Origin of the sequence: Pelagibius sp. Alg239-R121, from assembly GCF_947331435.1 — a bacterium.
Lineage (GTDB): Bacteria > Pseudomonadota > Alphaproteobacteria > Kiloniellales > Kiloniellaceae > Denitrobaculum.
This window is the reverse complement of sequence record NZ_CAMZOF010000018.1, coordinates 1-24,305: the sequence shown is the minus strand read 5'-3', so window position 1 is coordinate 24,305 and position 24,305 is coordinate 1. Positions and strand designations below refer to the sequence as shown.

22 protein-coding genes and 2 pseudogenes are annotated in these 24,305 nt (G+C 50.9%); 12 read left to right on the top strand and 12 right to left on the bottom strand.

Annotated elements, in window-relative coordinates; translation table 11 throughout:
- Positions 1–74: 74 nt before the first annotated feature.
- Positions 75–491 carry a helix-turn-helix domain-containing protein gene (locus QMZ18_RS35310; protein WP_282611154.1) on the bottom strand — a complete coding sequence of 139 codons (417 nt, stop codon included), beginning with the start codon at positions 489–491 and terminating at the stop codon, positions 75–77.
- Positions 492–599: 108 nt separating this feature from the next.
- Positions 600–749 (bottom strand): hypothetical protein, encoded by a 150-nt coding sequence (locus tag QMZ18_RS35305; protein WP_282611153.1) that lies wholly within the window; start codon positions 747–749, stop codon positions 600–602.
- 522 nt (positions 750–1,271) lie between these two features.
- Here QMZ18_RS35305 and QMZ18_RS35300 point away from each other — a divergent pair.
- Complete coding sequence (locus QMZ18_RS35300; RefSeq protein ID WP_282611152.1) at positions 1,272–1,532, top strand: hypothetical protein; 261 nt, start codon at positions 1,272–1,274, stop codon at positions 1,530–1,532.
- 363 nt (positions 1,533–1,895) lie between these two features.
- Here the strand turns inward: QMZ18_RS35300 and QMZ18_RS35295 are convergent, their stop codons facing one another.
- On the bottom strand, positions 1,896–2,504 hold the full coding sequence (locus QMZ18_RS35295) for a hypothetical protein (protein ID WP_282611151.1): 609 nt from the start codon (positions 2,502–2,504) through the stop codon (positions 1,896–1,898).
- Between the two features lie 561 nt (positions 2,505–3,065).
- Between QMZ18_RS35295 and QMZ18_RS35290 the strand changes: the two genes are divergently transcribed.
- The 8 genes from QMZ18_RS35290 to QMZ18_RS35255 all read left to right on the top strand — a co-directional run bounded on the left by QMZ18_RS35290 (position 3,066) and on the right by QMZ18_RS35255 (position 13,582).
- Positions 3,066–4,016, top strand: a complete 951-nt coding sequence (locus QMZ18_RS35290) for a sensor histidine kinase KdpD (protein WP_282611150.1) — start codon at positions 3,066–3,068, stop codon at positions 4,014–4,016.
- 271 nt (positions 4,017–4,287) lie between these two features.
- The gene (locus QMZ18_RS35285; protein WP_282611149.1) at positions 4,288–6,492 is read left to right on the top strand and encodes an ATP-binding protein; all 2,205 of its coding nucleotides are present in this window, start codon (positions 4,288–4,290) and stop codon (positions 6,490–6,492) included.
- A 23-nt stretch (positions 6,493–6,515) separates the two neighbouring features.
- Positions 6,516–6,887, top strand: coding sequence for a response regulator (locus QMZ18_RS35280; RefSeq protein ID WP_282611148.1), 372 nt, complete (start codon positions 6,516–6,518; stop codon positions 6,885–6,887).
- Between the two features lie 973 nt (positions 6,888–7,860).
- Positions 7,861–8,301: a MucR family transcriptional regulator gene (locus QMZ18_RS35275; RefSeq protein ID WP_282611147.1), complete on the top strand. Its 441-nt coding sequence runs from the start codon at positions 7,861–7,863 to the stop codon at positions 8,299–8,301.
- A 68-nt stretch (positions 8,302–8,369) separates the two neighbouring features.
- Entirely contained in the window at positions 8,370–9,284 is a 915-nt protein-coding gene (locus QMZ18_RS35270) for a cyclopropane-fatty-acyl-phospholipid synthase family protein (RefSeq protein ID WP_282611146.1), read from the top strand.
- A 1,232-nt stretch (positions 9,285–10,516) separates the two neighbouring features.
- Positions 10,517–11,062: a cupredoxin domain-containing protein gene (locus QMZ18_RS35265; protein ID WP_282611145.1), complete on the top strand. Its 546-nt coding sequence runs from the start codon at positions 10,517–10,519 to the stop codon at positions 11,060–11,062.
- Positions 11,063–11,131: 69 nt separating this feature from the next.
- Positions 11,132–12,877 (top strand): copper resistance system multicopper oxidase, encoded by a 1,746-nt coding sequence (locus QMZ18_RS35260; protein WP_282611144.1) that lies wholly within the window; start codon positions 11,132–11,134, stop codon positions 12,875–12,877.
- A 3-nt stretch (positions 12,878–12,880) separates the two neighbouring features.
- Positions 12,881–13,582, top strand: coding sequence for a copper resistance protein B (locus tag QMZ18_RS35255; RefSeq protein ID WP_282611143.1), 702 nt, complete (start codon positions 12,881–12,883; stop codon positions 13,580–13,582).
- Positions 13,583–13,635: 53 nt separating this feature from the next.
- On the opposite strand, the gene QMZ18_RS35250 is transcribed toward QMZ18_RS35255, so the two are convergent.
- Complete coding sequence (locus QMZ18_RS35250; protein ID WP_282611142.1) at positions 13,636–13,785, bottom strand: hypothetical protein; 150 nt, start codon at positions 13,783–13,785, stop codon at positions 13,636–13,638.
- A 567-nt stretch (positions 13,786–14,352) separates the two neighbouring features.
- On the opposite strand from QMZ18_RS35250, the gene QMZ18_RS35245 reads away from it, so the two are divergent.
- Entirely contained in the window at positions 14,353–15,831 is a 1,479-nt protein-coding gene (locus tag QMZ18_RS35245; protein ID WP_282611141.1) for a methyl-accepting chemotaxis protein, read from the top strand.
- A 488-nt stretch (positions 15,832–16,319) separates the two neighbouring features.
- Here the strand turns inward: QMZ18_RS35245 and QMZ18_RS35240 are convergent, their stop codons facing one another.
- From QMZ18_RS35240 to QMZ18_RS35225, 4 genes are all read right to left on the bottom strand, one after another.
- Positions 16,320–16,703: a helix-turn-helix domain-containing protein gene (locus QMZ18_RS35240; protein WP_282611140.1), complete on the bottom strand. Its 384-nt coding sequence runs from the start codon at positions 16,701–16,703 to the stop codon at positions 16,320–16,322.
- Positions 16,704–16,862: 159 nt separating this feature from the next.
- The gene (locus QMZ18_RS35235; protein ID WP_282611139.1) at positions 16,863–17,711 is read right to left on the bottom strand and encodes a THxN family PEP-CTERM protein; all 849 of its coding nucleotides are present in this window, start codon (positions 17,709–17,711) and stop codon (positions 16,863–16,865) included.
- 140 nt (positions 17,712–17,851) lie between these two features.
- Complete coding sequence (locus tag QMZ18_RS35230; RefSeq protein WP_282611138.1) at positions 17,852–18,223, bottom strand: hypothetical protein; 372 nt, start codon at positions 18,221–18,223, stop codon at positions 17,852–17,854.
- Positions 18,224–19,332: 1,109 nt separating this feature from the next.
- Complete coding sequence (locus QMZ18_RS35225; RefSeq protein ID WP_282611137.1) at positions 19,333–20,070, bottom strand: hypothetical protein; 738 nt, start codon at positions 20,068–20,070, stop codon at positions 19,333–19,335.
- Positions 20,071–20,326: 256 nt separating this feature from the next.
- Between QMZ18_RS35225 and QMZ18_RS35220 the strand changes: the two are divergent.
- Positions 20,327–20,521 (top strand): annotated as a pseudogene (locus tag QMZ18_RS35220) (integrase core domain-containing protein); the annotation flags it as partial.
- 127 nt (positions 20,522–20,648) lie between these two features.
- On the opposite strand, the gene lpxA reads toward QMZ18_RS35220, so the two are convergent.
- The gene (lpxA, locus tag QMZ18_RS35215) at positions 20,649–21,446 is read right to left on the bottom strand and encodes an acyl-ACP--UDP-N-acetylglucosamine O-acyltransferase (protein ID WP_282611136.1); all 798 of its coding nucleotides are present in this window, start codon (positions 21,444–21,446) and stop codon (positions 20,649–20,651) included.
- A gap of 537 nt (positions 21,447–21,983) precedes the next feature.
- Between lpxA and QMZ18_RS35210 the strand changes: the two genes are divergently transcribed.
- Positions 21,984–22,355, top strand: a complete 372-nt coding sequence (locus QMZ18_RS35210) for a SprT-like domain-containing protein (protein ID WP_322097642.1) — start codon at positions 21,984–21,986, stop codon at positions 22,353–22,355.
- Positions 22,356–22,373: 18 nt separating this feature from the next.
- Here QMZ18_RS35210 and QMZ18_RS35205 read toward each other — a convergent pair.
- From QMZ18_RS35205 to QMZ18_RS35195, 3 genes and pseudogenes are all read right to left on the bottom strand, one after another.
- A pseudogene (locus QMZ18_RS35205) lies at positions 22,374–22,691 on the bottom strand (DDE-type integrase/transposase/recombinase); the annotation flags it as partial.
- A 7-nt stretch (positions 22,692–22,698) separates the two neighbouring features.
- Positions 22,699–23,085 carry a hypothetical protein gene (locus QMZ18_RS35200; protein WP_282611135.1) on the bottom strand — a complete coding sequence of 129 codons (387 nt, stop codon included), beginning with the start codon at positions 23,083–23,085 and terminating at the stop codon, positions 22,699–22,701.
- A partial coding sequence (locus tag QMZ18_RS35195) for an RHS repeat-associated core domain-containing protein (protein WP_282611134.1) occupies positions 23,082–24,305 on the bottom strand: 1,224 nt, incomplete at its 5' end. The genes QMZ18_RS35200 and QMZ18_RS35195, both read right to left, overlap by 4 nt.

Below are 24,305 nucleotides of genomic sequence, written 5' to 3'. Positions count from 1 at the left end.
ATATTAGAACAACTGATAGTGATTTTTACATAAGTCTCTTGGAAATACGATCCACAGCCCTTCGGTTCAGCCGATCAACGCAAAACAGATTGGGTATTTGCTCCAAGCGGGGCGCTTAACTTCGCCAAAGCAGCTGACCGAATGAGACGTAGGAGTGATATTCGGACCTTTTTGCCTTGGATTTGCTCGAAAGCCCTGGTCATCTCGAGCATACTTTCTGAGGGGTACTTGATCGCACTCTCTCGGAAAACGTCTCCTCTAAATAGATTATCAAGGTCCAATTCTAGAACCAAAGCGATCTGATAAAGACGAGCGGCGGTGATGCGGTTGACACCTTTTTCGTACTTTTGAAGTTGTTGAAATGTGATGCCTATGGCTTCGCCCAACGCCGTTTGGGACAGGCCGCTAATTGTCCGATGTTTCCGGATGTTTTGACCAAGGGCGGCATTGTGCTTGGCTGTCCATGTTGTGTGTTGTTTAGTCGAATTCATGACTTCTTTCTCGCTTCATTTGACTTCGTCTTCAGAGTCGATCGGAATCGGTATTGTCTCCAGACTGACCGGCCTTCGATGAGGGAAAGGCAAAGAGTTCGGTGACCCCTATGGGAAAGTCCAAGATGAATTTGAGATCGTTAGCGCCGTATTCTTTTCGTTGTCTTGAAAGACGATGCCAACACGGCGATAGGTGATCCTGTCGGTACCGTTGTCGTAAATGAGGGATACGACGAGATTAAGATTGGTTTTCGACATGAAGCTACTCCTGGTTTGAAGTTCAAGAAGGCCTATAAGGCAAGCAGCTTGTCGCCAGCTTCGAGCACAAGGAAAATCCAAAGCCGGATTTCTGGATGTTCCAGCGAGGCGAAGATGGATTGAGCCCTGTCCTTTTTTGTGTCTGCGACCTTCCTTGCCCTGGTGACCTTCGGTCACGTCTAATACTGGCAAACTGTGCGTCAGGTCGCCTCATTCTTGGGGACTTCTTCAGCCAGAACGCTGCGCTGAGCGAAGGGAACGCGCCCATGTGGAAGGCTTGATCAATTGCTCGTGCTACTAATGGAAAGCACCTTGCAGACAGAAGCAAGAACCTCCTAACAAATTGGTTCGTGATCATATTTTTTGAGCTCCTTTCAATTGAAAAGGTAACCTCAAAAAAGTGATTAAAGAATTAAACTTTTAAAAAATATTCAAACATATATTGATCGTTTAAACATTATATAGAGATTTTATGAAACTTATCGTCTGACGAACAGCCCGGGAATATGGTCCAAATTACGGGTGGAAGGCCTTTACGGTCTCGACTACCTGCTGTTCGAAGCAAAGGAGGCTATCGACACGCCCACCCAGCGAGAGATGAAAGTCTCAATCGTCGAGCATCTCATGATGTACGAACACGCTGAGCACGCCTCTGCAAAAATCCAGGGCGTTAACGCCGGGACAGTCTTTGGTGATGCCTATGGTTTCGAGCAGCGGGCGCGCCCTCCTCGAGGAGCTGGAAAGACACATCCCCGAGTCTTTACGCCTGGCCGATCAGCCTAGCCAACCGCGGTACGCCCCTGGTTCACGGCGAAATCTGTCTGTGCTGCCATGACCTGTCCGAGGCGGATGCCTTGGTCCACACCCAGAATATAGTAGTAGGAGATCAGTGGCACTCTTCAACGACTGACAATACCACCGTTGCCTGCATCCACCCAACCAGCTCCGGCAGGACGAGGTCAAGCCAGTTTCAGACGCCATATTGACCATGGATGTCGGCATCGCCTGGTCTAACTCTGCCGAGAAGAGCGACTCAGTCATATTTGCGCACCTGGCTATGGGGGCGGAACAGCCGCTCTGTCGAGTACGATCCCGAATTAGTACTTTCTCGGGCTCGCTTCAGCGGACGTACGAAGAGGGCATTCGTCAGCTATCCGGCGTCATTGGGCCGTGAAGTGGACAGAGCGGCGGGCCGACCTCTTCAAGCCACTTCCGGGAAACACGTGCTACGTAGCCACACTCTCCACAGAACACTTTCATCATACGCGTTGTCTGACTCGTCTTTCTGTCTTTATCTGTTGGTGAGATTTCGGGAGAAGGCAACTCCCCAGCACTTTTCAGTACGGGCTTCACCAGTTCCTTGAATAGGGTACCTGGCGGGGATTCAGTCTTGGTTCCTTTTAGACCGACCGATATCGCAAGGTGGCGAAATAGGTATCCATGGCGATCGCGCTCACCTACCGCAATCCGGCAAAGTTGAAAAGCAAGTGCAGCCGCCACCTCGGTCCCGTCACTACGGTCAGGGCGCACAAAGACTACATAGGTCCCTCCCTCATCCTGAGCCCAGGAATCTGTGATATTCGGGCTGCGCCGGCCGGCACTCGGAAAACCTGTACGAACCTCAAAGGCAGGCAAAGGAAAACCCAAATCATCAAACCAGCTTTTCATCTCCGATGCGACTTCCAGCAACCAATCCTCACGGGAACGGTTGGAAGAAGATGAAGCGCCCGGCTTGGATCTTCCTTTTTTTGCCATTTGATTTTATACCGGCATTGTCGCGAGTAATTTGGAGATGACTAGTTTGGTGACTGCATACGCTAGCGATCGCAACGTTGCACCGCCAAGACTATTCGATTAAACGAATAATCACTTACAATTAAACGTACTACATCGTTTTAGTCAACAGATTTACACAATTAAACTCTGGGGTTAAAAATTGGTTGACCTCAACCTAGCGGTCAGAAGTGATAGAACGGATTTCCTTCACCGCTTTCGTGAAAAGACTAAAGACTCGCGCAGTACGCCCTAATTCATCAAGTCCTGAATAGCTCCAACTAGCTTCATCCTCAGATTTAAACTAACGCATCAGGTTCGTGCGTTAAAACCTTCAACGGTTCGATGAAACCTACGGCAGATCAAATAATACCACCATCGATCTACGCGTGATAAGCCAAACCTCAACCTATCCGAATAAAACCCCAGTAAATCAACCAAAAATCCACTTCGGCATTAACAAAAGATTATCTTTTTACGTTTAAACAGCTTATATTGTTTAATTCATAGCGACAAAACAAACGCAGTAGGAGGTTCGCAATTATGATAGCCACAGAACTTCACTCCCGCTTTTTAAGAGGCTCGTTCCAGCAGGTTTCAATGGAAATAGCCGGAGCACATTCCATGGCAACGGCCTACAACGAAACGATGAACGACCTTCTCAACACACGACGTATCCTTGACCAAGCGAACAACGAACTGGAAAAACAGCTTGCTGCGAAAGAAGTTCTCATACGCAAGTTGAGAGAGACGAAAAAGCAGGCAAATGCCGCCAACCGGGCAAAGGCCGCGTTCTTGTCCCACATGAGCCATGAGTTGCGCACACCATTAACCGGTGTCATGGGCTTGGCTGAAATGATGCAAATGAAGATCTATGGACCATTTGGGGATGAGCGCTACGATAGTTACCTAGACGGCATCATCAAAAGCAGCAGGCACCTTCTCAAACATTTGGAAAGCATGCTCGAGGCTTCGCGGGTCGAGCTTCAAGAAGCGAATTTTGATATTGGGAACCTGTGCCTACGTAACTCAGTCGCCCAAGTGCTGACGCTGTTCACTCACAATGCCAAACGCAGAAACATTCGGCTGAAGACGGCGATCCCACGGAACTGTCCGGAAGTTCGAGCGGACGAAGCCTGGCTTAGATGGATCCTCTGCAGCCTGCTCGAAAATGCGATAAAATTTAGCAGCAACGGGAAAAGTGTTGCAATAGCTGCCTGGAAAGAAGACCGCGAACGTGTATCGATCAGCATCACCGACCAAGGCCCCGGGATGTCACGGGAAGAAGTCGAGGCTGCCCTCATTCTCTTCGGTGCTACCGATTCAATGCATGCTAAGCACAATCGTGGACTGGGCGTCGGACTGTCTATAAGCAAGCGGCTTGCAGAAGTTCAAGGCGGTACGCTCAGCATAGATACCGAACCTGGGCAAGGTACGATCGTGACGGTTCGGTTGCCGTATGTGGTTTGCGAAGATTTGAATGGATTCGCATAGTGTTGCACGATGCGAATTCTACCACCCTAAAAGTAGCCGTGTCAGCACAGGCCTATGCTGCTCGACATCGGTTCGCTCGCAATGGCAATTCACCAACTCCAACCCTTAACTCAATAATGTGCCTACAGGTCGATAAGGCGTCTAATGGAAACAGACAATCACTCGAGAATTGCCCTCGCTCACCCGCAACGCTTTTCTGCGCATGATTTTACTGATCAAAACACGACCGGTGGGCTATCAAACCTCCATGAATTTTCATTGAGGAAGTTAAATGTCATCAGAGAACGCTGCCTCCAAAGAACTCATACACAATCGAGGCCATCTTCTGTTCAATAGGGCCTGTGGTCCCCTGGGGAACCTTTCGATTTCTACTAAACTGGTCGCCGGTTTCGGGGCAATCTCCATTATCGCCGTTCTGGTTGGTGTGACAGGCCTCTATTTCATCGACAAGATCAACAGCACTCTGAGCAACATATCTGACGTCGCAGCACCGACAGTCGAAACCTCGGACAACCTTATTGCTCTCATTTTTGAAGCCACCAAGGTCGCCGAAGAAGTCATTGCGGACGAGGATATCGTAGACATCGATCCATTGACAAAGGAGCTTGATTCCCTAAATCAGCGATTCGCAGATACCTATCTGGAACTACAGAGTCTAGTAGAGGATGAATCGCTTCTCGATGAGCTGGAGACTGCACGCCAGGAACAGTCTGAATTCATCGACCACGCCGTTCAGATGGTCGCCGCCCACCGCCGACGGCTGGAACTGGAGACAGAGGGGTTCAGATTGCTCATGTCGTTCGATGCCGTGGGCTCTGAGCTTACCAGCGCGCTTGACGAGTTCGCCGAAGAGAACGAAGCCCAGATGGCAAAAGCGGAAGAGAAAGGCGACAAACTCGAGCAGGCTGGTGCCGACGGCGCAGCAGTCAACGCAGTGCTCGGAAAACTCTTCGACAAAGACTATCCCGTCGTCGAAGCAGCATTGAAGATGCAGCGACTGATCATCGAGTTACAAGATACTGCCGGCGAATACCTTGCGGAGCAAAGGCCCGGCGAGTTGGAGATGGTAAAGGGTAGTTTTCTGACAACCTATCAGGAGGTAAAGCCACATCTCGAGGTGTTGGCGAACTTGGCTGAATCTGAGGAGGACATTGCCGATGCCGCTCATCTCGAAATCATGCTCGAGAACTGGGTCATCTTAGCACATGGCAAGGGCCGGTTGTTTGACACGCATCAGTCGATGTTGGATGCAAAAACCCTAACCATGGTACTTGCCGAACGTCTTGAAGCGGATGCGGATAACGTTGTCGCAGCTCTGGACAAGGTAGCCGGAACGGCAGATGCAATCAGCGATGGAGCAGACGACGCCGCAGAACAGGCAGTTGATCAGGCCAGAACGACAATCCTGACGCTCTTGATCCTAGCACTCATCGGTTCCGTGACGCTCCTCGGCCTTATCGTACTGACAGTGGTTCGGCCAATTAAAAATCTGACCAGCGCCATGGCCTCACTTGGAAAAGGCTACGGTCCGGCTCTAACCCCGCTACCCAGAACAGGCGACGAGGTCGATCAGCTCAGAACCACCTTCGACCATCTCGAGCACCAAGTTCGGCAGCGCACCGCCGAATTGCAGCAGAGAACCAGCGAGCTCGACGAAGCAAATCGAGATCTGGAACAGGAACTTGTACAGCGGCATACATTGGAACGGCAGCTGGTACACGCACAAAAGCTAGATAGCCTAGGCACGCTCGCAGGTGGCATTGCCCATGATTTCAACAACATGCTGTACGTCATCCTGGGCTCCACAAATATAGCTCTGAAAGAGCTGCCCGATGGCAGCTCATTGGCGCAGCTGGTGTCAAGGATTGAAAAGGCTGCGCATCGTTCAAAATCGATTGTAGATCAGATCCTATTTTTCAGCCGGCAGGAAGTAGCAAACCGCGTCCCAATAGACATTAGCCTGGCCGTAGAGGAATCCTTGACCCTGCTGCGGGCGGGCCTGCCATCTACAATGATTCTGAATGTGGAGATCGAAAACAACTGCGGGACCGTCCTCGCCGACAAATCGCAAATTCAGCAACTGACCGTAAATCTGGTAACCAATGCCTATCAGGCTCACATGGATAGGAAGGGAACTATAACCCTGAACTTGGTTCAGGTCGAAATCAATCAACACTTTGCGGACCAACATCTAGGACTAAATCCGGGTCCGCATGTTCGCATATCCGTCGTTGATCAGGGCTGCGGTATTTCGGATGAGATTCTCCCTAAAATTTACGACCCATTTTTCACGACGAGGCCAGTTGGCGAAGGAACCGGTCTCGGGCTTGCCGTTGTGCACGGCATTGTAAAAGCACACGAAGGCGTCACTGTAATTTTAACGTGCGTCGACCGCGGAACCACCTTCGAGATCTACTTTCCAATCTATTCTGGGGTGGATCCAGCTCCGCATGTTAATCTGGAGAGTTCGAAGTGATGCTATATGTGCGGAGGGACGAGATGGCAAAAATCTTGATAGTAGACGACGAGCCGCTGATCTGCGAAATGCTGGAGGTTTTTCTTTCGCGCGCTGGCCATGACATTACAACTGCGAGTAACGGAGTCCAAGCAATGGAGATTGCGAGCAAGCTACCAATCGACCTCGTCATCGCAGATATCGTCATGCCGGAAAAAGACGGCCTTGAAACGATCACCGAGCTGAGAAAACAAAATCCTGATGTGAACGTGATTGCGATCTCGGGAGGATCACGTATAGGCAATTTCGACTTCCTCGCTATGGCGGAGAAATTCGGTGCGAACGCCACTTTTTACAAACCCCTGGACAATGACGCACTGTTGCAAGCTGTCGAAAAGTGCCTCGGAAAGAAATGATAAACAAACAATACTGCAATCGCACACAAACAGAATTTTAAAGCAATTCGATTTGAACCAGAACCGCGAGATTTCTTCCCGTTGAGTCGTTTTTTGCGGTTCATCCTGATTGGGAGGATTAATTATGTCAGCACCTTTGCCATCTGCGCTATGTACGTGGACTCCGATGCATATTAAGTAAGGTTATTGCGGGCGCGTAGCGGTGCTGCGTTTGGAGCTTTCGACGGCCACTGAGCCCGATGGGCACGGCAAACCCGGACCCGGAGGCATGCTGACCCTACCCCTCAAGGACGTACGCTTGGACGAGCAAGCTTACCCCGCATCAAGCCTTCTTCGAGGAACTGGTTGCGCAAGAACTCGACATCACGCTGTTCAAGTTGTGGGAAGCTATCAGACTGCAGCAAATTTTGGAACATCCGATCGAATACAATTCCTATGCGAAATAGGTCGACTGGCCAACGACACAGTTTCAAAAACGGCCTGGACGTACATAGCTTCTGATCCGAGGATTCTTGAAAATTGTAAGATTGTTCCGCGCGACGGCCCAGAAGAATTCATGCAGCGTGTTCATCAAGCAAATCGTTTTCCTCTGATAAGGCGAGCTAACACATATCGCCTCAAACACTGGCACCAAGTCAAATTCGCAATAAATGCAGAAAAGCGCATGGGTTTGCTGAAAGCACAGAAGAAAATTGCGGAACTGCCTCTCAAAAAAAATCCGCCGACATGCCGTCACTAGGGTGCTGGCGGATCAAACATCACCTGCCCTCTGTCCCAAAGCTGTCGACGCCTTCATTTGGCGGATTAATCCAACGGCGCTGGTAAATTTAAAGGAAAATTTAGTGAAATTATGTAAACATTGTTTTCTTGTTTAAACATAATTCAGAGTGTTGAAATAATGTTACAGTTAGTAAACGATGAAAAACCTTGTGAATCCACCCCTAGTGACGACGTGCCTAGCGGAAAACGAGCTATGAACAACGACACAGAATTCGAAGAAGTAAAAGCAAGCGGGCTCTTGAGATACACGGTCGATGTGGTCGTCGCACATCTTTCGAATAATGAAGTTTCGACGAACGAGCTGCCGCAGCTGCTGAGAAAGGTCCACTGTGCTCTCGCCAACATTAATCCGCAACCAAAGGCGGAATCACGGCCACGGCCAGCAGTTCCGATCTCAAAATCTGTCACACCCGATTACATCGTGTGCCTGGAGGATGGTAAGAAGCTCAGGGTCTTGAAGCGGTACCTCAAAAGGAACTACGGTCTATCCATAGAAGCCTATCGGGATCGATGGAATCTGCCAACCGACTACCCCGTTGTTGCTCCTAATTACTCCCAGAAGCGCAGCAAACTCGCAAAAGAAATAGGCTTAGGAATCAAGTTTAGGCGACCGGCGCGGCAACGTGGAAACTGACTCGTCCTGGAGTGATTGAAGCCCAACCCTCTTGATCCCTAACAGGTTTATGCAAAGGGAGGTTTATCATGGCTGCCTCGCAGCTTGTACCCCAGAAGGCACAAGCGACCCTCCGCCAACGCATGCTGGAATCGTTGAACGAAACCAGCGCCCCCGGAGCGAAAGTCGACGCCGGCAGGACAAGGATCAGCAACATCTCCCGAGAGTCAGCAAGAGTTTTCTTCATCCAAGAACTTTGGGGAGAGGGGTTTTCATCTCCGGGCGACTGGGATTACCTCCTGGAGATGCTTGCGCCGCTAAAACTATCGCCCTCCATGAATGTCGTTGAAGTCGGTGCAGGGCTCGGCGGCGCAAGTCGCCTCATGGCAGAACATTTCGGCGTTCGTGTCACCGCTTTTGAAAGTGATCAGGCTTTGGCAGAGGCAGGCATGCAACTCTGCAGCGCTACCGGTTTAGCAAAAAGAGCCCGGATAACCGTTTTTGATCCAGACGATTTCAGATCTGAAGAACAATCTTTCGACTGCGCTTATTCAAAGGAATTCCTCTATGCCGTCAGAAGCAAAAACGAACTCTTACGCAGGCTGGGTAACAGCCTGAAGAGCGGTGGCCAGTTTTTGTTTACGGATTTCGTGAAACCGGAGGAGATCTCTAACGGCGATGACCTTTTTGAATGGATCAGGACAGAGCCCGAAACACCAAATGTCTGGAGTCTTAAGGACTATGACATTGCTCTTTCCCGCCTAAAGATAAACATCCGTAAGGCAACCGACATCACAAAAGCCTTTAGAGCAAGGGTGATAGACGGCTGGTTCAATTACGCGCAAAAAGCCTCACAAACGGGCCTAGACAAAGAGTTAGTCGGAACGGTGGCGACGGACGTCGAATTATGGGCCAGTCGCGTGAAAGCCATTGACAGCGGCGAATTGCAAGTGCTGCAGGTTCTCTGTCAGAAAGAAAAGACGGCATTGCTGTCGGACTGGTAGGCTAGGATTTGGCTGCATCCCGCTCTTGACCGAGCGGACCGGGATTGGTGCATTCACGGTAACTGGCTGGCATTGACAACTTAACCGCGGCGGCCCCGAGAAGACACTGACAAGTTGCTGTTTAACTTCCCAGCAAACTCGACGTTCCGCCATTGAGCGTGACCGGCACTTAATCGCAAAGCAATCAAAGAGAATTGCCCGACCCGCCATCACATGGCCGCCAATTGCATTTGCGAAAGACTCCAGCAACGCCACTGAACGGTCCACCCAGTCAGCCAAGGTAGAGCGGTTCAGCTCAAAGCGCTTTACAGCTTTATCCTCACAACACCGTTTTCTGCGTGATTGTGACTACCTCGATCCGCGCACTCACTGAGTGATGAGACGACGACACCAAGGGCGAAGCAATCTTGACGACCATCAGAGAGGAGGAGTTTTTCCAACCAAACGAATGCGCGAGCAGATAAGAAACATTTACTCGAAGAAAGGCAGGAGTCATCTAACCTAGTGAGGTTACAACCGTCTGTAATCTCGTAACATTTAACGTCAATTTGATACCGTATGCAGCTTTGAGTGCGCACCTTTCTGGCCGCTCCAAAAGCCAACGCGCATTCTCTGGACAAATAGCAAGAAGGCCCTTGACCTTCCAGTTGGGGGAAGCCCCATATCTTGAAAATGATTCGGCGAATGATTGTTTTTATTTCGATTCTGGTCTTAGCCGTCGTGCCTCTCGCGACGGCTTATTCGTTCCCACACGATCACGCGCCGGCAGCCACCCACGGGGAAATTCCTCTCGGCCTGGCCGATGCGGACTGCGAAGGGCCTGACTGCGCAGATCAAAACCGTCGTGCGAATGAGGATCACGAGGAGTGCCATACGACGACAGGACACTGTTCCGGCTCATTGTTCCAACCCGACATGTCCGACGTGATCACGGTCGATTGGTCCGTTAACGTTGTTGCGCCCAGTTCAGATACATTAATCAGCGGCCTCAGGCCCGAATCAGAGACGCCGCCGCCTCGATCTTGAGGACATTCGGTGTTTGCTTTTCTTAGCTTCGGGAGCAGGTCGCTCGCCGCCCTGGCAAGACATGCAATCGGTGTATTTTGAATCCAACCGTTTTTCCTGAGTTAAAGGAATTCAGTTGGGCTCCCCATCAGAAAATTAGCGAGTGAAATCCGGACTCGACCTATCGCGTCGAGAGCGACTGCACTCGAATTCCATGAGGATTTAACATGAATTTCAAGTTCGTGAACGAAACCCTTACGGCCGCCATGGTGGTTGTTTCCATCCCCCTTTTCGCGACTGAAGTGTTCGCCGCCGGCAGCCACAGTAGCAGCGCGGACCTCGGCTCGCCAGGTATTGCATCCGACGCAACGCGGACCATCGAAGTAACGATGTATGACAACTACTACGAACCCGAAAGTCTCGACGTACAGGAAGGCGAAACCGTCCGCTTCGTCATCAAAAACGAAGGTGATCTTGTCCATGAATTCAACATCGGTACGACCGAGGGGCACGCCGCGCATCAGGATGAGATGATGATGATGGTCGAGCATGGCGTGCTGGAAGCTGATCGGATCAACTGGACTGTTGCACGGAAGATGCAAGCGTCGATGGGGCATGGTACGCACGACGATCCGAACAGCACCCTTCTCGAGCCCGGAGAAAGTGGCGAAGTCATCTGGAGTTTTCCGGTGCACGCCACACTCGAGTTTGCTTGCAACGTTCCAGGCCACTACGACGCCGGAATGATGGGCGAAATCAATCTGACGCATTGAGTGAACGCGCGCGGCGGCCAAAACCGGGCACCGCGCGCCCTCAACGATCATTACAAAAGGAAAATTGAGATGAAGAGTTTGAAGTTACCCCGAGCGGGCGTGCTCGGGGCCGCAGTTCTACTCGCCCTGATCGGCAGCGCCTCAGCTGAAACTTACAACCTGACTGTCGATAAGATTGAGATGAGCACAGGCGAATTTACCAAGTCGGGGATCGGTTTCAACGGCGCCTCGCCTGGACCTGTCCTGCGTTTCAAGGAGGGTGAAGAGGTCACCATCAATGTCAAAAACAATCTCTCGGAAGCGACCTCGATCCACTGGCATGGTCTGATCCTGCCCTATCAGGAGGATGGCGTTCCGGGAATCAGCTATGAAGGTATCGCACCGGGCGAGATCTTTACCTACAGGTTTCCGATCGTACAAAACGGCACCTATTGGTTCCACAGCCACTCCGGCTTTCAGGAACCCGATGGTGCCTACGGAGCAATCATCATCGAAGCCAAGGACCGGGAGCCATTCCGTTACGACCGGGAATACGTCATCCAACTCACAGATGCGCACCCGCACTCTGGCGACCGGATCATGCGCAACCTAAAGATGATGCCCGATTACTATAATCGTAAGCAGCGCACGCTTTTCGATTTCTTCGATGATGCCAAGGATAAGGGGTTCGATGAGGCGCTCGCCGACCGTCGTGCCTGGGGTGAAATGCGGATGATGCCCACGGACGTCGAAGACCTTCAGGGATTTACGGCGCTGATGAATGGTAAGGGACCGGATCAAAACTGGACGGGCCTCTTCAAACCCGGCGAGCGTGTGCGTCTGCGCTTCATCAACTCCTCCGCCATGACCTACTTCGACGTGCGGATCCCGGGCCTCAAAATGACGATGGTTCAGGCGGACGGCAACAACGTGCAACCGGTTACGGTCGATGAGTTTCGCATCGCGGTGGCCGAAACCTACGACGTGATTGTCAGGCCGCGGGAAAGTAAGGCCTTCACCGTTTTTGCCGAGTCAATGGGCCGGACCGCCTTTGCAAGAGGGACACTGGCCCCCCGCGACGGAATGTCCGCGGCCGTGCCCGCCTTGCGGGATGCTCCGCTGCTGACCATGGCGGATATGGGGATGGCTCATGAGGGCATGGATCATGGCGCGATGGCAGCGATGGATCACAGCATGCCCAGCGGGATGAGCCACGGTGGGATGAAACATGCGAATATGGCTGGCGGACACGCCATGGGCAAAGGGATGTCCATGGAAGGCATGGATCATTCCATGCACGGAGTAATGAAGATGGCGTCCGGCGATCCCTTTTATGCGCCAGGCAGCGGAATCGCCCCGACCGCCGCAAACGGCGGAAAGTTCCTCTCTTACGCCGATCTCAAGGCACAGAGTCCGCTGTACGAAGACCGAGAGGCGACACGGGAAATCGAGCTTCGGCTCACGGGTAACATGGAACGCTACATTTGGTCCATCAACGGGACCAAGTTTTCGGATGCGGAGCCGATACGGCTTCAATACGGCGAGCGTGTCCGCTTCAAGTTCGTGAATGAGACCATGATGAGTCACCCCATGCACCTGCACGGGATGTGGTCCATCATCGATACCGGCAATGGCGCTCTAGATCCAATCAAGCACGTTGTGAACGTGGCGCCGGGAACCACCGTCTACATGGAGACGGAAGTGGATGCCGAAGGACAATGGGCCTTCCATTGCCATCTGTCTTACCACGCCGACAGCGGAATGTTCCGAAAGGTCGTGGTGGAAGGCGGCCCCGGTGGCGAACAAGCCTCTGCTGCAGCCGTAAGCGGAGGATGAGACATGGGGAAGCGTCTGTTGTTAGCCGGTGCGCTTGCGCCGGCAATCCTCCTGGCATCGCCGGTTTCGGCGGAGCAGTTTCTCTGGGGCATACAAGGCGAGCAGCTTGAATACCGGATAGGCGAGGACAATGATGTCCTGGCCTGGGACTTTGATGCTATTGCAGGCACGGACGAATTGAAGTTCGTCTGGCGCAGCGAGGCGGAGTTCTCGCTCGAAGAGGATGCCTTCGAGACACTGGAGAATCAGGCACGGCTTCAAGTGCCGATATCCGATTTCTTCAATGCGGTCGCCGGGGTCAGGGTGGATACCCCTGGCGGACCGGACAGGGTCTATGGCGTCCTCGGTTTTCACGGCCTGGCGAAGCAGTGGTTCGAGGTCGATGCCGATCTGTTTCTCGGCGAAGATCCGTCAGCCCGCTTTGAGGTGGAGTATGAGGGCCTGATAACCAACCGCGTCACCCTGGTGCCCAGCATCGAGGTCGATCTGCCCTTTACTGATGACGAAGATATCGGAACCGGGGCCTGGGGACCGACGCTGGAGGTCGGCGCTCGCCTCAGCTACGACCTCATCGATCGCGCGATTTCTCCTTACATCGGTGTGCACTACGAGCGAGCGTTCGGTGAAACGGCTGATCTCGCACGAGATGACGGCGAAGACGATGGCGCTGTCTTTTTCGTCATAGGAACCCGCATCCTGTTCTGAAACATGAATCCCGGCGGTTAATACGCCTAGTACGCCGCCGGGACCTGAATTTGCTAGAGGTGGTACGCATAGAGATTCATTGCATGATGATTGGCAGGTGCAAAAACAACGATCTCTCGGATCACCTGTCCTTCGACCACGGCTTTGGCCAGTATGTCCCGTTTGGCTTCCGCATTACAGCCCTTTCCGGGCAGCAATGACACGATGTGTTCACGATTATACAAAACCGCGAATCAATGCCTTGAATGTCATATGCTTGTTTTCGACAGTAGCCGGTAAGTATTTTTTCAAAAAAGTTCGGGAAAAAAAAGCACCACGCTCAGTCTAAAGCTTGGCCTAAAAGTCGCATATCATGAATTTTTTTCTCGTATATCGAGCATTCATCAACGTTGTTTTCGCGAGAGAATTCAATCCATAATTTCTCCAGTAGTGGATTTCCTCTGCTCCCTCGAGTGAATTTGACGAAGAGCTTAGAAACCGGCGCGGATTCTGCGCGTCTTACAAAAATGAGCAAGCCTCGTTTTGGTCATTACCTGCCTGCGATTTTTCACAATCTAACACAAATCAAGTAATTAACGCACATACGCATGTATGTTTTGTCAAAATACAACCTGATCTGAAATACATATAATAAAATTCGCAAACTTAGAACAAAACAGCGACACAATTTTCGGCTTTTACTATCCGAATTTAGTAAAAAATTAGGCCTTTCACCCCTTACATCGAGGCAAATTAACGTGGTCAAAATCTGTGGTAGGAGTGGAGTGATTATGTTTTCGTTGAACAAAAAACAGTCGGGCTCGAACGAAATGTTTGGGCAGATGCTCGATCTAATGCCTGTAAGCGTGATGACCTGTGATCTTGAGGAATACACCATCACCTACGCGAATAAATCGTCGCTTGTTGCGTTGAAAAGCATCGAAGAGGTGCTTCCGGTAAAAGCCGACGAAATTGTTGGTCAGTCGATTGACATTTTTCACAAGAATCCAGCACATCAGCGTCAACTTCTTTCGGATCCATCCAATCTGCCGCACCAGACGCGGATCACGGTCGGCGGCGAATGGCTGGACCTCAATGTGACAGCTTTGCATGACCGCAAGGGAAACTACGTCGGACCGATGCTCACCTGGAGCATCATCACAAAACAGGTCGCGAAGGAAGAAGAGACGGCGCGCCTGTTGCAAATGCTCGACAATATGCCAATCAATGTGATGCTGGCTGACCGAGAAACCCTCGAGATAACCTACATTAACAAAACCAGCATCGAGACGCTGACACCGTTGAATCATCTGCTGCCGGCGCCGGCTGCGGAACTAAAGGGAAGGTGCATCGATATCTTCCACAAGAACCCACAGCACCAACGTAACCTGCTGGCGGATTCCTCCAACCTACCGCATCGGACAGTTATCAAACTGGGAGATGAGAACCTCGACTTGCAGGTTTCGGCTCTGCGTAGCAAGTCAGGTGACTACATTGGTCCTTTGCTGTCCTGGTCGGTGGTGACCAGCAACGTCAATATGGCGGAGAACGTTCAGAACATCGTCGCCGGCGTGTCGGCCGCTGCGACGGAAATGCAATCCAGCGCCGGTTCGATGCAGGGCAACGCTGAACAAGCGGACAGTCGTACCGGTGCTGTTGCATCGGCTGCGGAACAATTAAACAACTCGATCTCCGAAATTGCTGCGCAGATCGCTCAGGCGACCAATATGGCGCAGACTGCGACTGAAGCCGCTGCAGAGTCGAGCGACCAGATCAAGGAACTAGTCGAAGCGTCGCAGAAGATCGGCGAAGTCGTAAACATGATTCAAGATATCGCAGAGCAGACGAACCTGCTGGCGCTCAACGCCACGATCGAAGCGGCGCGTGCAGGCGAAGCCGGCAAGGGTTTCGCGGTTGTGGCTGCTGAAGTCAAGGCGCTCGCCAATCAGACCGCGAAAGCGACGGAAGAAATCTCGCAGCAGATCTCGGAGATCCAGACCGCGACCGGCGTGGCGGTTTCGGCAAACGAATCGATTTCCCAGAAGATCTTGGAGATCAGCGAGGTCGCTACCGGCATATCCTCTGCGATTGACGAACAGGGCGCCGCGACCCGTGAAGTTTCGAGCAACATTGCTGAGGTCTCACAGATCTCGGCAGAGACGGATCGCATTGCAAGCGATGTGTTGTCTGCCGCCAATGAGCTTTCCAAGCAGGCTGAATTCCTGCAGGGCGAGACTCAGGAGTTCCTGGAGAGTATCGGAGCTGCTTGATAAGGGAAGTACTTTAAGCCCTCTCTTTTCAATTGGCCTGTAGTGGATCCAGTTAGACGGGCGCGCCAACGGTAACCTTAACATCACGGTAAATCTACTACTCTAACCATTTGAAATAGAGCGGCTTCACATGTTTCGAAGATTCCATAAGTCGGTGCCGGCAAAACGTGTGAATCCGCTCTGCTCGCGAGGTGCAACCGCTCCTATTAAAAGAGGGACGACGGTTGCAGAGATCAACCGGATTACGTTCTTATTAGGTTAAAAACCCAATCAAATGGCTCTGCGCAATAACGTGCCTCCTTGCCTCGATTTTGGGAAACAAGAAGTCTACGAACCCAGAGGTTTTCACTGACAGGCGAACCAGGAAAAATTGAGACGGCTGTATCGCAAAGAAAAGCTGCAATAGCGGAAGCGTTGCGATCAAAAAGAGGCCCACAAGATTCGCAGACCGATAGTATTGCCTGAAAGGTCGAGCGAACGCTCGAGCCCTACTGTTTCTTGGTATCGTTGAGCGAACAAAGGAACCTGAGCACGCTGCCACTCACCTTTGCAGGTGGAATAGCATAATATGCCTGAATCAGATGTGCCGATTGGTTTGATCTGGCAAGATCTTGATCAATGCCGCTGCAAAGCAATTGATCAACGTCGCCATTTTGAAAAAAGAAGTCGATCGATACATCGAGTAAATTGGCCAGAGTGTAAAGTTGTCCGGCACTAATCCGATTTACGCCGCTTTCGTATTTTTGGAGCTGTTGAAAAGAAACGCCAAGGGCTTCGGCAACGTCTGCTGGTGTCAAGCCAAGTGCGAGACGACGGGCACGTATACGCTGCGCAATCTGAGCATTTAGTGGTTCATGGACTTTTAGTGGCATGATGAAACCTCGATAGCTGAGGATTGTGCCACCGACGCGGCCAGTTCAAATTTCCATTGTGGCAGCGACGCCGGAAGCGCAACACGGATCTTCATGTTTGAATGGAGAGGCCTCCGGTAAGGCGCGAACATACGCCCTGACCCGGAGGCCTCTAAGCTGCTAACGCGTAAGAACTCTGCGTCGGCGTGCCAGCCCGAGGAAGAGCAGGCTGGAGCCAAAAAGCGCCAAAGTTCCCGGCTCGGGAACAGAGACTGTCGGGCCCATCGCATCAGAACTTACTCTGATCGACGATGCATACTCCCTGACCTCATCCCCGGTTTCACGCGTCGCGGTCCCAAAGCATCCGGAGGCCGCACCGGCAAGTCCGCAAGCCTCGTCCGATAGAGGCCCGAAGTCAGCGAGCAAGACCTCGACCGAGTAGAGCACGCCGTCGAGAACGAATGACTGCACGAGTTCTTCCGGATTCTCCAGCACTAAAACATCGAAGCACAGGGGGTCATTGATCTCACAATCAGCTGTGCGTTGCTCACGATAACTAAATTCGAGAGTTATCGGAATGTATTCTACTATCCCCCCGTCCGGGCGAAACTCGAGCCCAACTTCCAGTTGAAAGCTGTCAAGGTTACCATAAGGTCCTTGGAGAAGCCTGTTGTCGTGCGTCAGCGTAAAACTTTCCGTAGCCTCTCCGTTTGTGGTGATCCGATGTCCGTCGCCACCTGTGGCAGGAGTGACATATAGGGCGCTATGCGGGTCGCTCTCGGATATGAGCGGAGTGCCCCACCTCAATCGGGTTGGCCCGTTAAAAGAATCTTCGTCACCGACAACGCCTCTGTTAGTTTCCCGATCCGGATCCGATTCCTGATCAGGAGCTCGTGGAGTAAAGCCAGAAAATCCAGCCGTGACCGAGTAATCCCACTCGGTTACAGGTGCCGCAGCAGCCTGGTTAGAACCGGCAATAATCGCAGCAGCGACAGTGGCTCCACTCAGGGATTTCAAAAATTTGGACATGATACATTCAATCCTTACCCATACAGCCGTATGGGTTCTTCGGGTTGTTTTTAATTCTTGCAAAAGTCGGCGCCCGACATTCGAGTCTCCGCCACTAAGCGGCGGAAACCCCAATGGGCTTATGGCGCACAATTTGAGTTTCAGGATTGAATTCGGGGTGGGGGCGGGTCTGAAGAAAGTGCGTGTGCCCAGAGGCGCAGGACGAACCACGTCCTGGTCGAAGTAACTACATACGAAGGCATATAGTCTTCTGATGCCGGCAGCGTGAATTCAGAATGATACGAGCAATCCTCGTGCGCCCTTGCCTCGTCGTTTTCGTCGTGCTCGCTTTCGGAATGATCTGCTTCAGGAAGTTCAAACTCGGAGCCTTCACTCAAGGACAGCTTTTCTTGATGAACGACAACCTGATGATCATGCTCGCCGTTGGCATGGTCGTGGAGAATGTAGGAATGCACCGAATGAGGAAAAACGGCGACATAGAAGACAGAAAGAAAGGACAGCAGACGCCCCATACGGCCGAAGCTCGCCTCCACTCTTTGCCTACAAACCAGACTCGCCATTGCTCGCGCTCAGATCTTTAAACCGCGCGAAGTTATCTATAAACTCAATAAAATAGTCAACAAAAATCATACAATCGATATTTTTTACTATATTTGTTAAGCAAAAACTATTTTTGTACTTTTCGTACCAAATATTAGAACGCTATTTTTGGAACAAGTTTTAAGTGTATGTTTTCCAATTCAATCGAACGAAGAACGAATTGGAATCACTTGTCCTTTTGCCAACCTAGGCCCTGACACTGGTTGCGGAAGGCTTCCAACGCGTCGCCACGAATTCTTATGTCGGTTGAATTTCAAAACAAGAGTGAGTCAGTTCGGGACGACACCCCTAACTAATCACTGAGTCTATCGGTGCCTTGCGGTTGGTGTTGTCACGTATACGATCGCAAGCCCTGTAGATTTCTGTGATGAGAATAGTCAGGCGACGCTCCATTCCATGCGGCAATGAGCTTCGACTTGGCCTTGCTGGCTGCCTCACAATCGTTGGGTGGCTCAGCATGTGGTGAGACTCGTTTGGGCTTGGGATTTGCAAGCAGGCTGTTGACGGGAAATTTCGGAAATTGTCAGGAGCTGACGAAGTGTATCCAGTGCAGAGGGCTCATCTTCAAGGCGAGAACAAAACTCATGGTTTATTGTTACGCGCTCACATGCTGCTATTGTGGATGCGCTTGTGAATATTCCGAGGAAGACCGACTTTAACGATATAAGCGGACATAAAGTGCCGTCTCGGATGATCGGGATTCCGTTCCATTCTTCCGTTGCCTTCGTCTTCTTGTGCATCGAAAAGCGGTCTTTTCCGCTGAAGACTCGATAAAGGTTCATTTGTCGTCAGACGCACCAGGTCAACGGTGTCTTGCCAAGAGAGGTTTGCCGTATCGAGTGAACCACACATGTTGTCGTTCCCTTTGGTGGGTCGGAACAGGCTAAATTATGCGCCAGAAGATGATCGGCGATCAAGAAGAGGTAGGGGGCCGATTGAATTTGATGTGATCTGCACTCTTTCAGATAACGCGTGACGACGAATAGGTGATTGATTGCCTTATACGCTTAGCCACAGTTTCTTATAAAACTGTTGTCGTCTTTAAGTTTGTTTCGAAGTGCTCTTTGTCGGACCAACCGGACTTTTCGAGAGAAATTTGCTTGTACCCACCGGTTAGCAATCCAGATTTGCAGACCCATACCTGCTTGTGACCGGATCCGGTCATTGGTTCATTAGAACCGGAATCCAAATACTTTTTGCCCGATTTACTGCCATACACGTAATCGTCATACCCCGCTATCATGGGGCGGTCGGAGCTATTCCACCTGCTTTCGAACTCTTTACAGATAGTCACCAAGAAGTTCCTTGAGGCCGCTGTCTTGGTATTGGTCACATTGCAGGCCATAAGGGACAGTTTTCGGACTTTCTCGATCCGAAGTTTTTCCAATGCTCCGACTAAGCGACTTGCCTGCAAGGATTTTTTCTCGGCTTTTCCGAGGCTCACGACACCAAAAATATTTGGGTCTGATGATTCTTTAGCGTGAAAAATCAAGTAGATGCCGGTGTTACCTGCATCAATCTTGCTTGGTAGTGGACCGCCCTCCATAATTTTGTAGTCAATGTCCAGTGTGAACTCGGTCTTATCTCCTGTTTCCTTTGTGTTGTTTATCTCAATCCACCAGGCAGCTTTTGGATTGCCGCCATCGGTCCGTGTTGTGTGTTTCGTATAGAGCCCATGCGCAGCTTCCCGGTCTTCAGTGGGTACGGTGCCGCCAAAATTATCGCTAAGATTAATAACAACAAGCGAATCGACACGCATTGCATCTTTCCTTCGTGAATTGCTCGCTTCTGCCCCTGCCGGAATCAACCCCAACTGGCCCGAAGTTGGGTCTGTTAATCCCGACGAGAAACGGTCTCTTACAAAAAAACAGGACCGGTGCGAGGTCCGGCCCTGCTTAGTTTACAAAAACAACATTGAGTCAAAGAGAGACTCATTTTCGGCGTCTTGGGGGACACCGAGTACAATTATAGATAATCGTTGATCAGTAACAAGAAAAATTATAGGTTGTGCTACACTTAACGGAAAAGTTGTGCGATCACGCCTGACCGATCAGCAGGAGTTCTATCAGCTCATTGATTACAAAGGCGATGTTGACCTCGCACAAAAACTCAGCGAATGGGAGGCCTTCTATAACTTTATGCGCCCTCATGCCGCCCTGGGAGGCGAAACGCCATATGAGAGACTTCGACAGAAGCTAACAGCGCGATAAAATACAATCCGAAAACGTCAGACAGAGTCAGGTCCCACACACCTAATTCGTTGTTATTATTGATGCCGATTTTGTCCTGAACGGACTAAACTTTGATTGGGACAAAAGCTTGAATGCGCTCAAGCGATTATCTCTTGTTAGATCGACGCCATGAGACAATACCTCGTTCGCTGGACTTGATGAATTCGATTAGTTTTTTTGCATAAAATGAGTCGGAATACTTGACCTCAACATCCGATATCTTCTTTTCAAGAGACTCTTTAGACACGAATAACATTTTAAAAATTCTTTGGATTTCTACAATCCTCTCTTGGGTAAACCCAGCACGCTCCAGTCCTATTTTGTTAATTGATTTAAGCCGCGCGCGGTCACCTTGTACCAAACAATATGGAGGGACATCTTGCGCAACCATTGAACCAGCAGAAATGAAAGCATTATCACCAATTCGGCAGAATTGGTGTGCACCACTTAGCCCGGCAAAAATCACATGAGACCCCACTTCAACATGCCCGGCTAAAGCTGCTGAGTTTGCGACCCAGTTTTGATTACCCATGACTACGTCATGTGCGATATGGCAGCACGCCATTAAAAGGTTTTCGTTTCCGACTCGTGTAATACCACCAAACTGTTCCAGTCCGGGCTGAACAGTGACGTATTCGCGAATTACGTTATTATTTCCGATTACTAAGCGAGTTGGTTCACCTTGCCATTTTGTGTCCTGTGGCGCGGCTCCAACAGACGCAAATTGATACACGGTGTTATTTTCTCCTAACTCTGTGTATCCATCTATCACTACGTGCGATCCAACGCGGCTGTTCTTACCCAACGTAACGTTTGGACCAATGCAGGTGTACGGTCCCACCGAGCATCCAGAGTCGATCTCTGCGCCCTCTGAAACGATTGCTGTGGCGTGTATGTCAGTCACAGTATCCTCCAATAGCATTTGGGAAGGTGAGTAACCACGGCATGTGCGAATGACAAATCGCGTTTTGTTACCAGATGTTACCGAAAGTCCATTGTTCGTCCTGCTTTCGCGTGAAACTACACGTAGGAAGGATAGTTTGGCTCTGAGGGTATCATCTGTTCCAGATGTTGGTCAGACAGACAACTAAGATGGAAGGGAACTCTTATCGTAGGATTCCGGCCCCTCCAGCAGCTGCCCCCTAAAGGAGGTTAGTCCTCACCGACCAAGGCTTGAATTGCGAGGGGAAGGGTCCTCGTCTGCGCACTTCCCCGCCGCCTTTTCCCGATTGCCGTTGATTATGTATCGTACGATACAATACGCGGAGATAGATATGGCACATGCGGAATCATCGACACCCCCGACCCCGAAACAATACGGGCGATTGCAGCGGGCATACGACAGCTTCAACGAACAGCTTTTTGCGGGGGAACTGCCGCCCTGCCTGATCACCTTGCAGCGCCAGAAGAAGGTTATGGGTTATTTCTCGCGGCACCCTTCGTGGCCGAAGACCGTACCGCGACCGACGAGATTGCCATGAACCCAGAGTTCTTCGGCAAGGAGCGCGTCATCGAGGTTCTGCAAACGCTTGTCCATGAAATGTGCCACCTCTGGCAACACCACTTCGGCAACCCGGGCCGGGGCCGCTATCACAACGAAGAATGGGCCGACAAGATGGAGTCTATCGGTCTGATGCCGTCGAGCACTGGACGACCTGGCGGCAAGCGGATTGGCGACCGGATGAACGATTATCCGATTCCTGGCAGCGCGTTTCTGATGGTCGCCAAGGCTCTCTTGGGCGAGGCTTTCGATATTCCCTGGGCAGATCGTTTTTCAGATGCTGTCAACTTAACGAAGGCAGGTCGCAGTTGAATGGTTGAACTGAGCGGCTCAAGCAGCTGCAATCACGGTCTGCCAGGTATTCATCGATTCACTGCGAAAAAGCCGCATTGTCTTGCGAGTGATCAGATGACGTTGGACATAGAAGGTGTTGTAGATGGCGGCGTGGGTGGAGAGAAACCTCTGCACCGATCCTGTTGACTTGAAACCCTGCATCCTTCGTTCTCGTTGTCGAATCGGCAGGTACGAATTTTCCGCCCGATTGTTGCTCCGTCCGCCAGTAACGTGTTTCTCCATCGTGCCGAGATCACGCAATGCTGCCCCGTAGGACGGCAGTCTATCGGTTGCCACTTTATTCGGTGCATTCCCTTATTAATCAAGTAATTACAAATACAATAATTTTCCTTTCAGTGAGAATAAATTTGTATATTGAACCTTCATTATTATTGAAATTGTAAAAACACCCTTCTTCCGCTATCATTATTTCATTGAGATTAGTTATTTTCTTTGCCTGAGAATACCCATCTCTTCCGCACCGCGTGAGTCCTCGAAAATTAGAAGGTAATTCAAACTCAAATACAGACCGGCCTTCCGCTCCTAATCGCATTGTTCGCTCGTCATGAGATAGTAACGTGAGCGAAAACCGAGATAAATTTAATCCAGATTGTTTTATTAAAAGTACTTCTCGATAGTAACTTACACCAAAAGTCGCTACGCCCAATGACGCTGCCAAAATTGATAGCAAGATTAGTACCTTCTTCATCGTAGTGCGTCCAACGTTACTCCGTATCGTACACTAAATGCTTTTTCGCTCGAATTCAGTGCTTTGGCGGCTACAACCATCATGGTTTTGATGTGCCCCATTATTGGCCTATCGGCAAAAGGTTTCATGTGAAAGTTGTATCTATCAATCAATCCAACTGCGGAGTAATTCTTATCATAAACTACCCAGGCACTCCCGAGGGACTCGTCATATTGAGTCCCATAAAAGTCGCGCTTATAGGCGTGAAACGCCCCGTTTTCAGTATTGAAATGAGCACTTTCTAGGATTGGTGCGCTTGGAGACAAAGCCGCGATCATTCTTTGAAACTGTTCTTCAGACAATGTCAGATCCCCTTCACCTTTCCAATACCTCTCAAACAATTGCTTTCCAAATTCTGTATCTAGTCTTTCACGAATTTGATTGCCAAGAAAGCCAATGTCTTCACGAGCTTTTCCGGATAACAATCCAAGTTTTTTCAAACCATGTTCATCGTTGAAGAACCGGCTCATAGCTCCCGTGACGGCGCCATTTGCAAACTTGCCACCTCCGAGCTCGGCAACAGCGCCGCCTACAACTGCGGCAGCAGCCGTACGCGCAGCAACGGCACCTGGACTCGTATCTCCTTCTCCAATGAGATCAATGCCAGGTGCTGCGAACTGGGCCGCAGCTGCAGAGAGAAAACCAGTGTGGAACTTACCTCCGCGTAACTTGCTTGAAACACCACCGACAGCGCCATGAGCGATGGTTTTGGCTATATGTCCTGCCGTAAAGAAGCTGGTGTCGACCTTCGCGAAAGCTGTGCCAACTCCGTGGAAAGCTGCAGCTGTTGCCACGGCTATCCCAGCCGACATCAACGCTTGTCCGAGATCACCTCCGTTGGCGAGTGTCACCAGTCCCGAAAATGCCGCCGATATGAGCACCGTCGCCCAACCTTGCAAGCCAGGAATGAAGTTTATCCCGATCTGGATGGCAGAGGTAATGTACTGGTTCTGTAGCGCCTTTTTGATCAGGTTCCCAACCGCCTTGAAGGCTTTTGAGAAGGCGTCTTTGATCTTTTTGAAGATCTTTTTAAAGAAGAACCCAGATGGATCGGTATAGCTCAGCGGGTTGTTCTTGACGTAGCTGTAACGGTTAAAGGATTGGGTATCGTCCGGCGCCTGCACATTGGGATCGGCCGAGAGGAAACGTCCCAGGGTCGGGTCGTAGACTCGGCCGTTCAT

Coding starts and splice junctions, on each gene's coding strand:
- QMZ18_RS35270 (WP_282611146.1), top strand. CDS start 8,370: ATGGCTGCCTCGCAGCTTGTACCCCAGAAGGCACAAGCGACCCTCCGC.
- QMZ18_RS35255 (WP_282611143.1), top strand. CDS start 12,881: ATGGGGAAGCGTCTGTTGTTAGCCGGTGCGCTTGCGCCGGCAATCCTC.
- QMZ18_RS35230 (WP_282611138.1), bottom strand. CDS start 18,223: ATGGGGCGTCTGCTGTCCTTTCTTTCTGTCTTCTATGTCGCCGTTTTT.
- QMZ18_RS35235 (WP_282611139.1), bottom strand. CDS start 17,711: ATGTCCAAATTTTTGAAATCCCTGAGTGGAGCCACTGTCGCTGCTGCG.
- QMZ18_RS35290 (WP_282611150.1), top strand. CDS start 3,066: ATGATAGCCACAGAACTTCACTCCCGCTTTTTAAGAGGCTCGTTCCAG.
- QMZ18_RS35265 (WP_282611145.1), top strand. CDS start 10,517: ATGAATTTCAAGTTCGTGAACGAAACCCTTACGGCCGCCATGGTGGTT.
- QMZ18_RS35280 (WP_282611148.1), top strand. CDS start 6,516: ATGGCAAAAATCTTGATAGTAGACGACGAGCCGCTGATCTGCGAAATG.
- QMZ18_RS35295 (WP_282611151.1), bottom strand. CDS start 2,504: ATGGCAAAAAAAGGAAGATCCAAGCCGGGCGCTTCATCTTCTTCCAAC.
- QMZ18_RS35275 (WP_282611147.1), top strand. CDS start 7,861: ATGAACAACGACACAGAATTCGAAGAAGTAAAAGCAAGCGGGCTCTTG.
- QMZ18_RS35260 (WP_282611144.1), top strand. CDS start 11,132: ATGAAGAGTTTGAAGTTACCCCGAGCGGGCGTGCTCGGGGCCGCAGTT.
- QMZ18_RS35245 (WP_282611141.1), top strand. CDS start 14,353: ATGTTTTCGTTGAACAAAAAACAGTCGGGCTCGAACGAAATGTTTGGG.
- QMZ18_RS35310 (WP_282611154.1), bottom strand. CDS start 491: ATGAATTCGACTAAACAACACACAACATGGACAGCCAAGCACAATGCC.
- QMZ18_RS35225 (WP_282611137.1), bottom strand. CDS start 20,070: ATGCGTGTCGATTCGCTTGTTGTTATTAATCTTAGCGATAATTTTGGC.
- QMZ18_RS35200 (WP_282611135.1), bottom strand. CDS start 23,085: ATGAAGAAGGTACTAATCTTGCTATCAATTTTGGCAGCGTCATTGGGC.
- QMZ18_RS35285 (WP_282611149.1), top strand. CDS start 4,288: ATGTCATCAGAGAACGCTGCCTCCAAAGAACTCATACACAATCGAGGC.
- QMZ18_RS35240 (WP_282611140.1), bottom strand. CDS start 16,703: ATGCCACTAAAAGTCCATGAACCACTAAATGCTCAGATTGCGCAGCGT.
- QMZ18_RS35305 (WP_282611153.1), bottom strand. CDS start 749: ATGTCGAAAACCAATCTTAATCTCGTCGTATCCCTCATTTACGACAAC.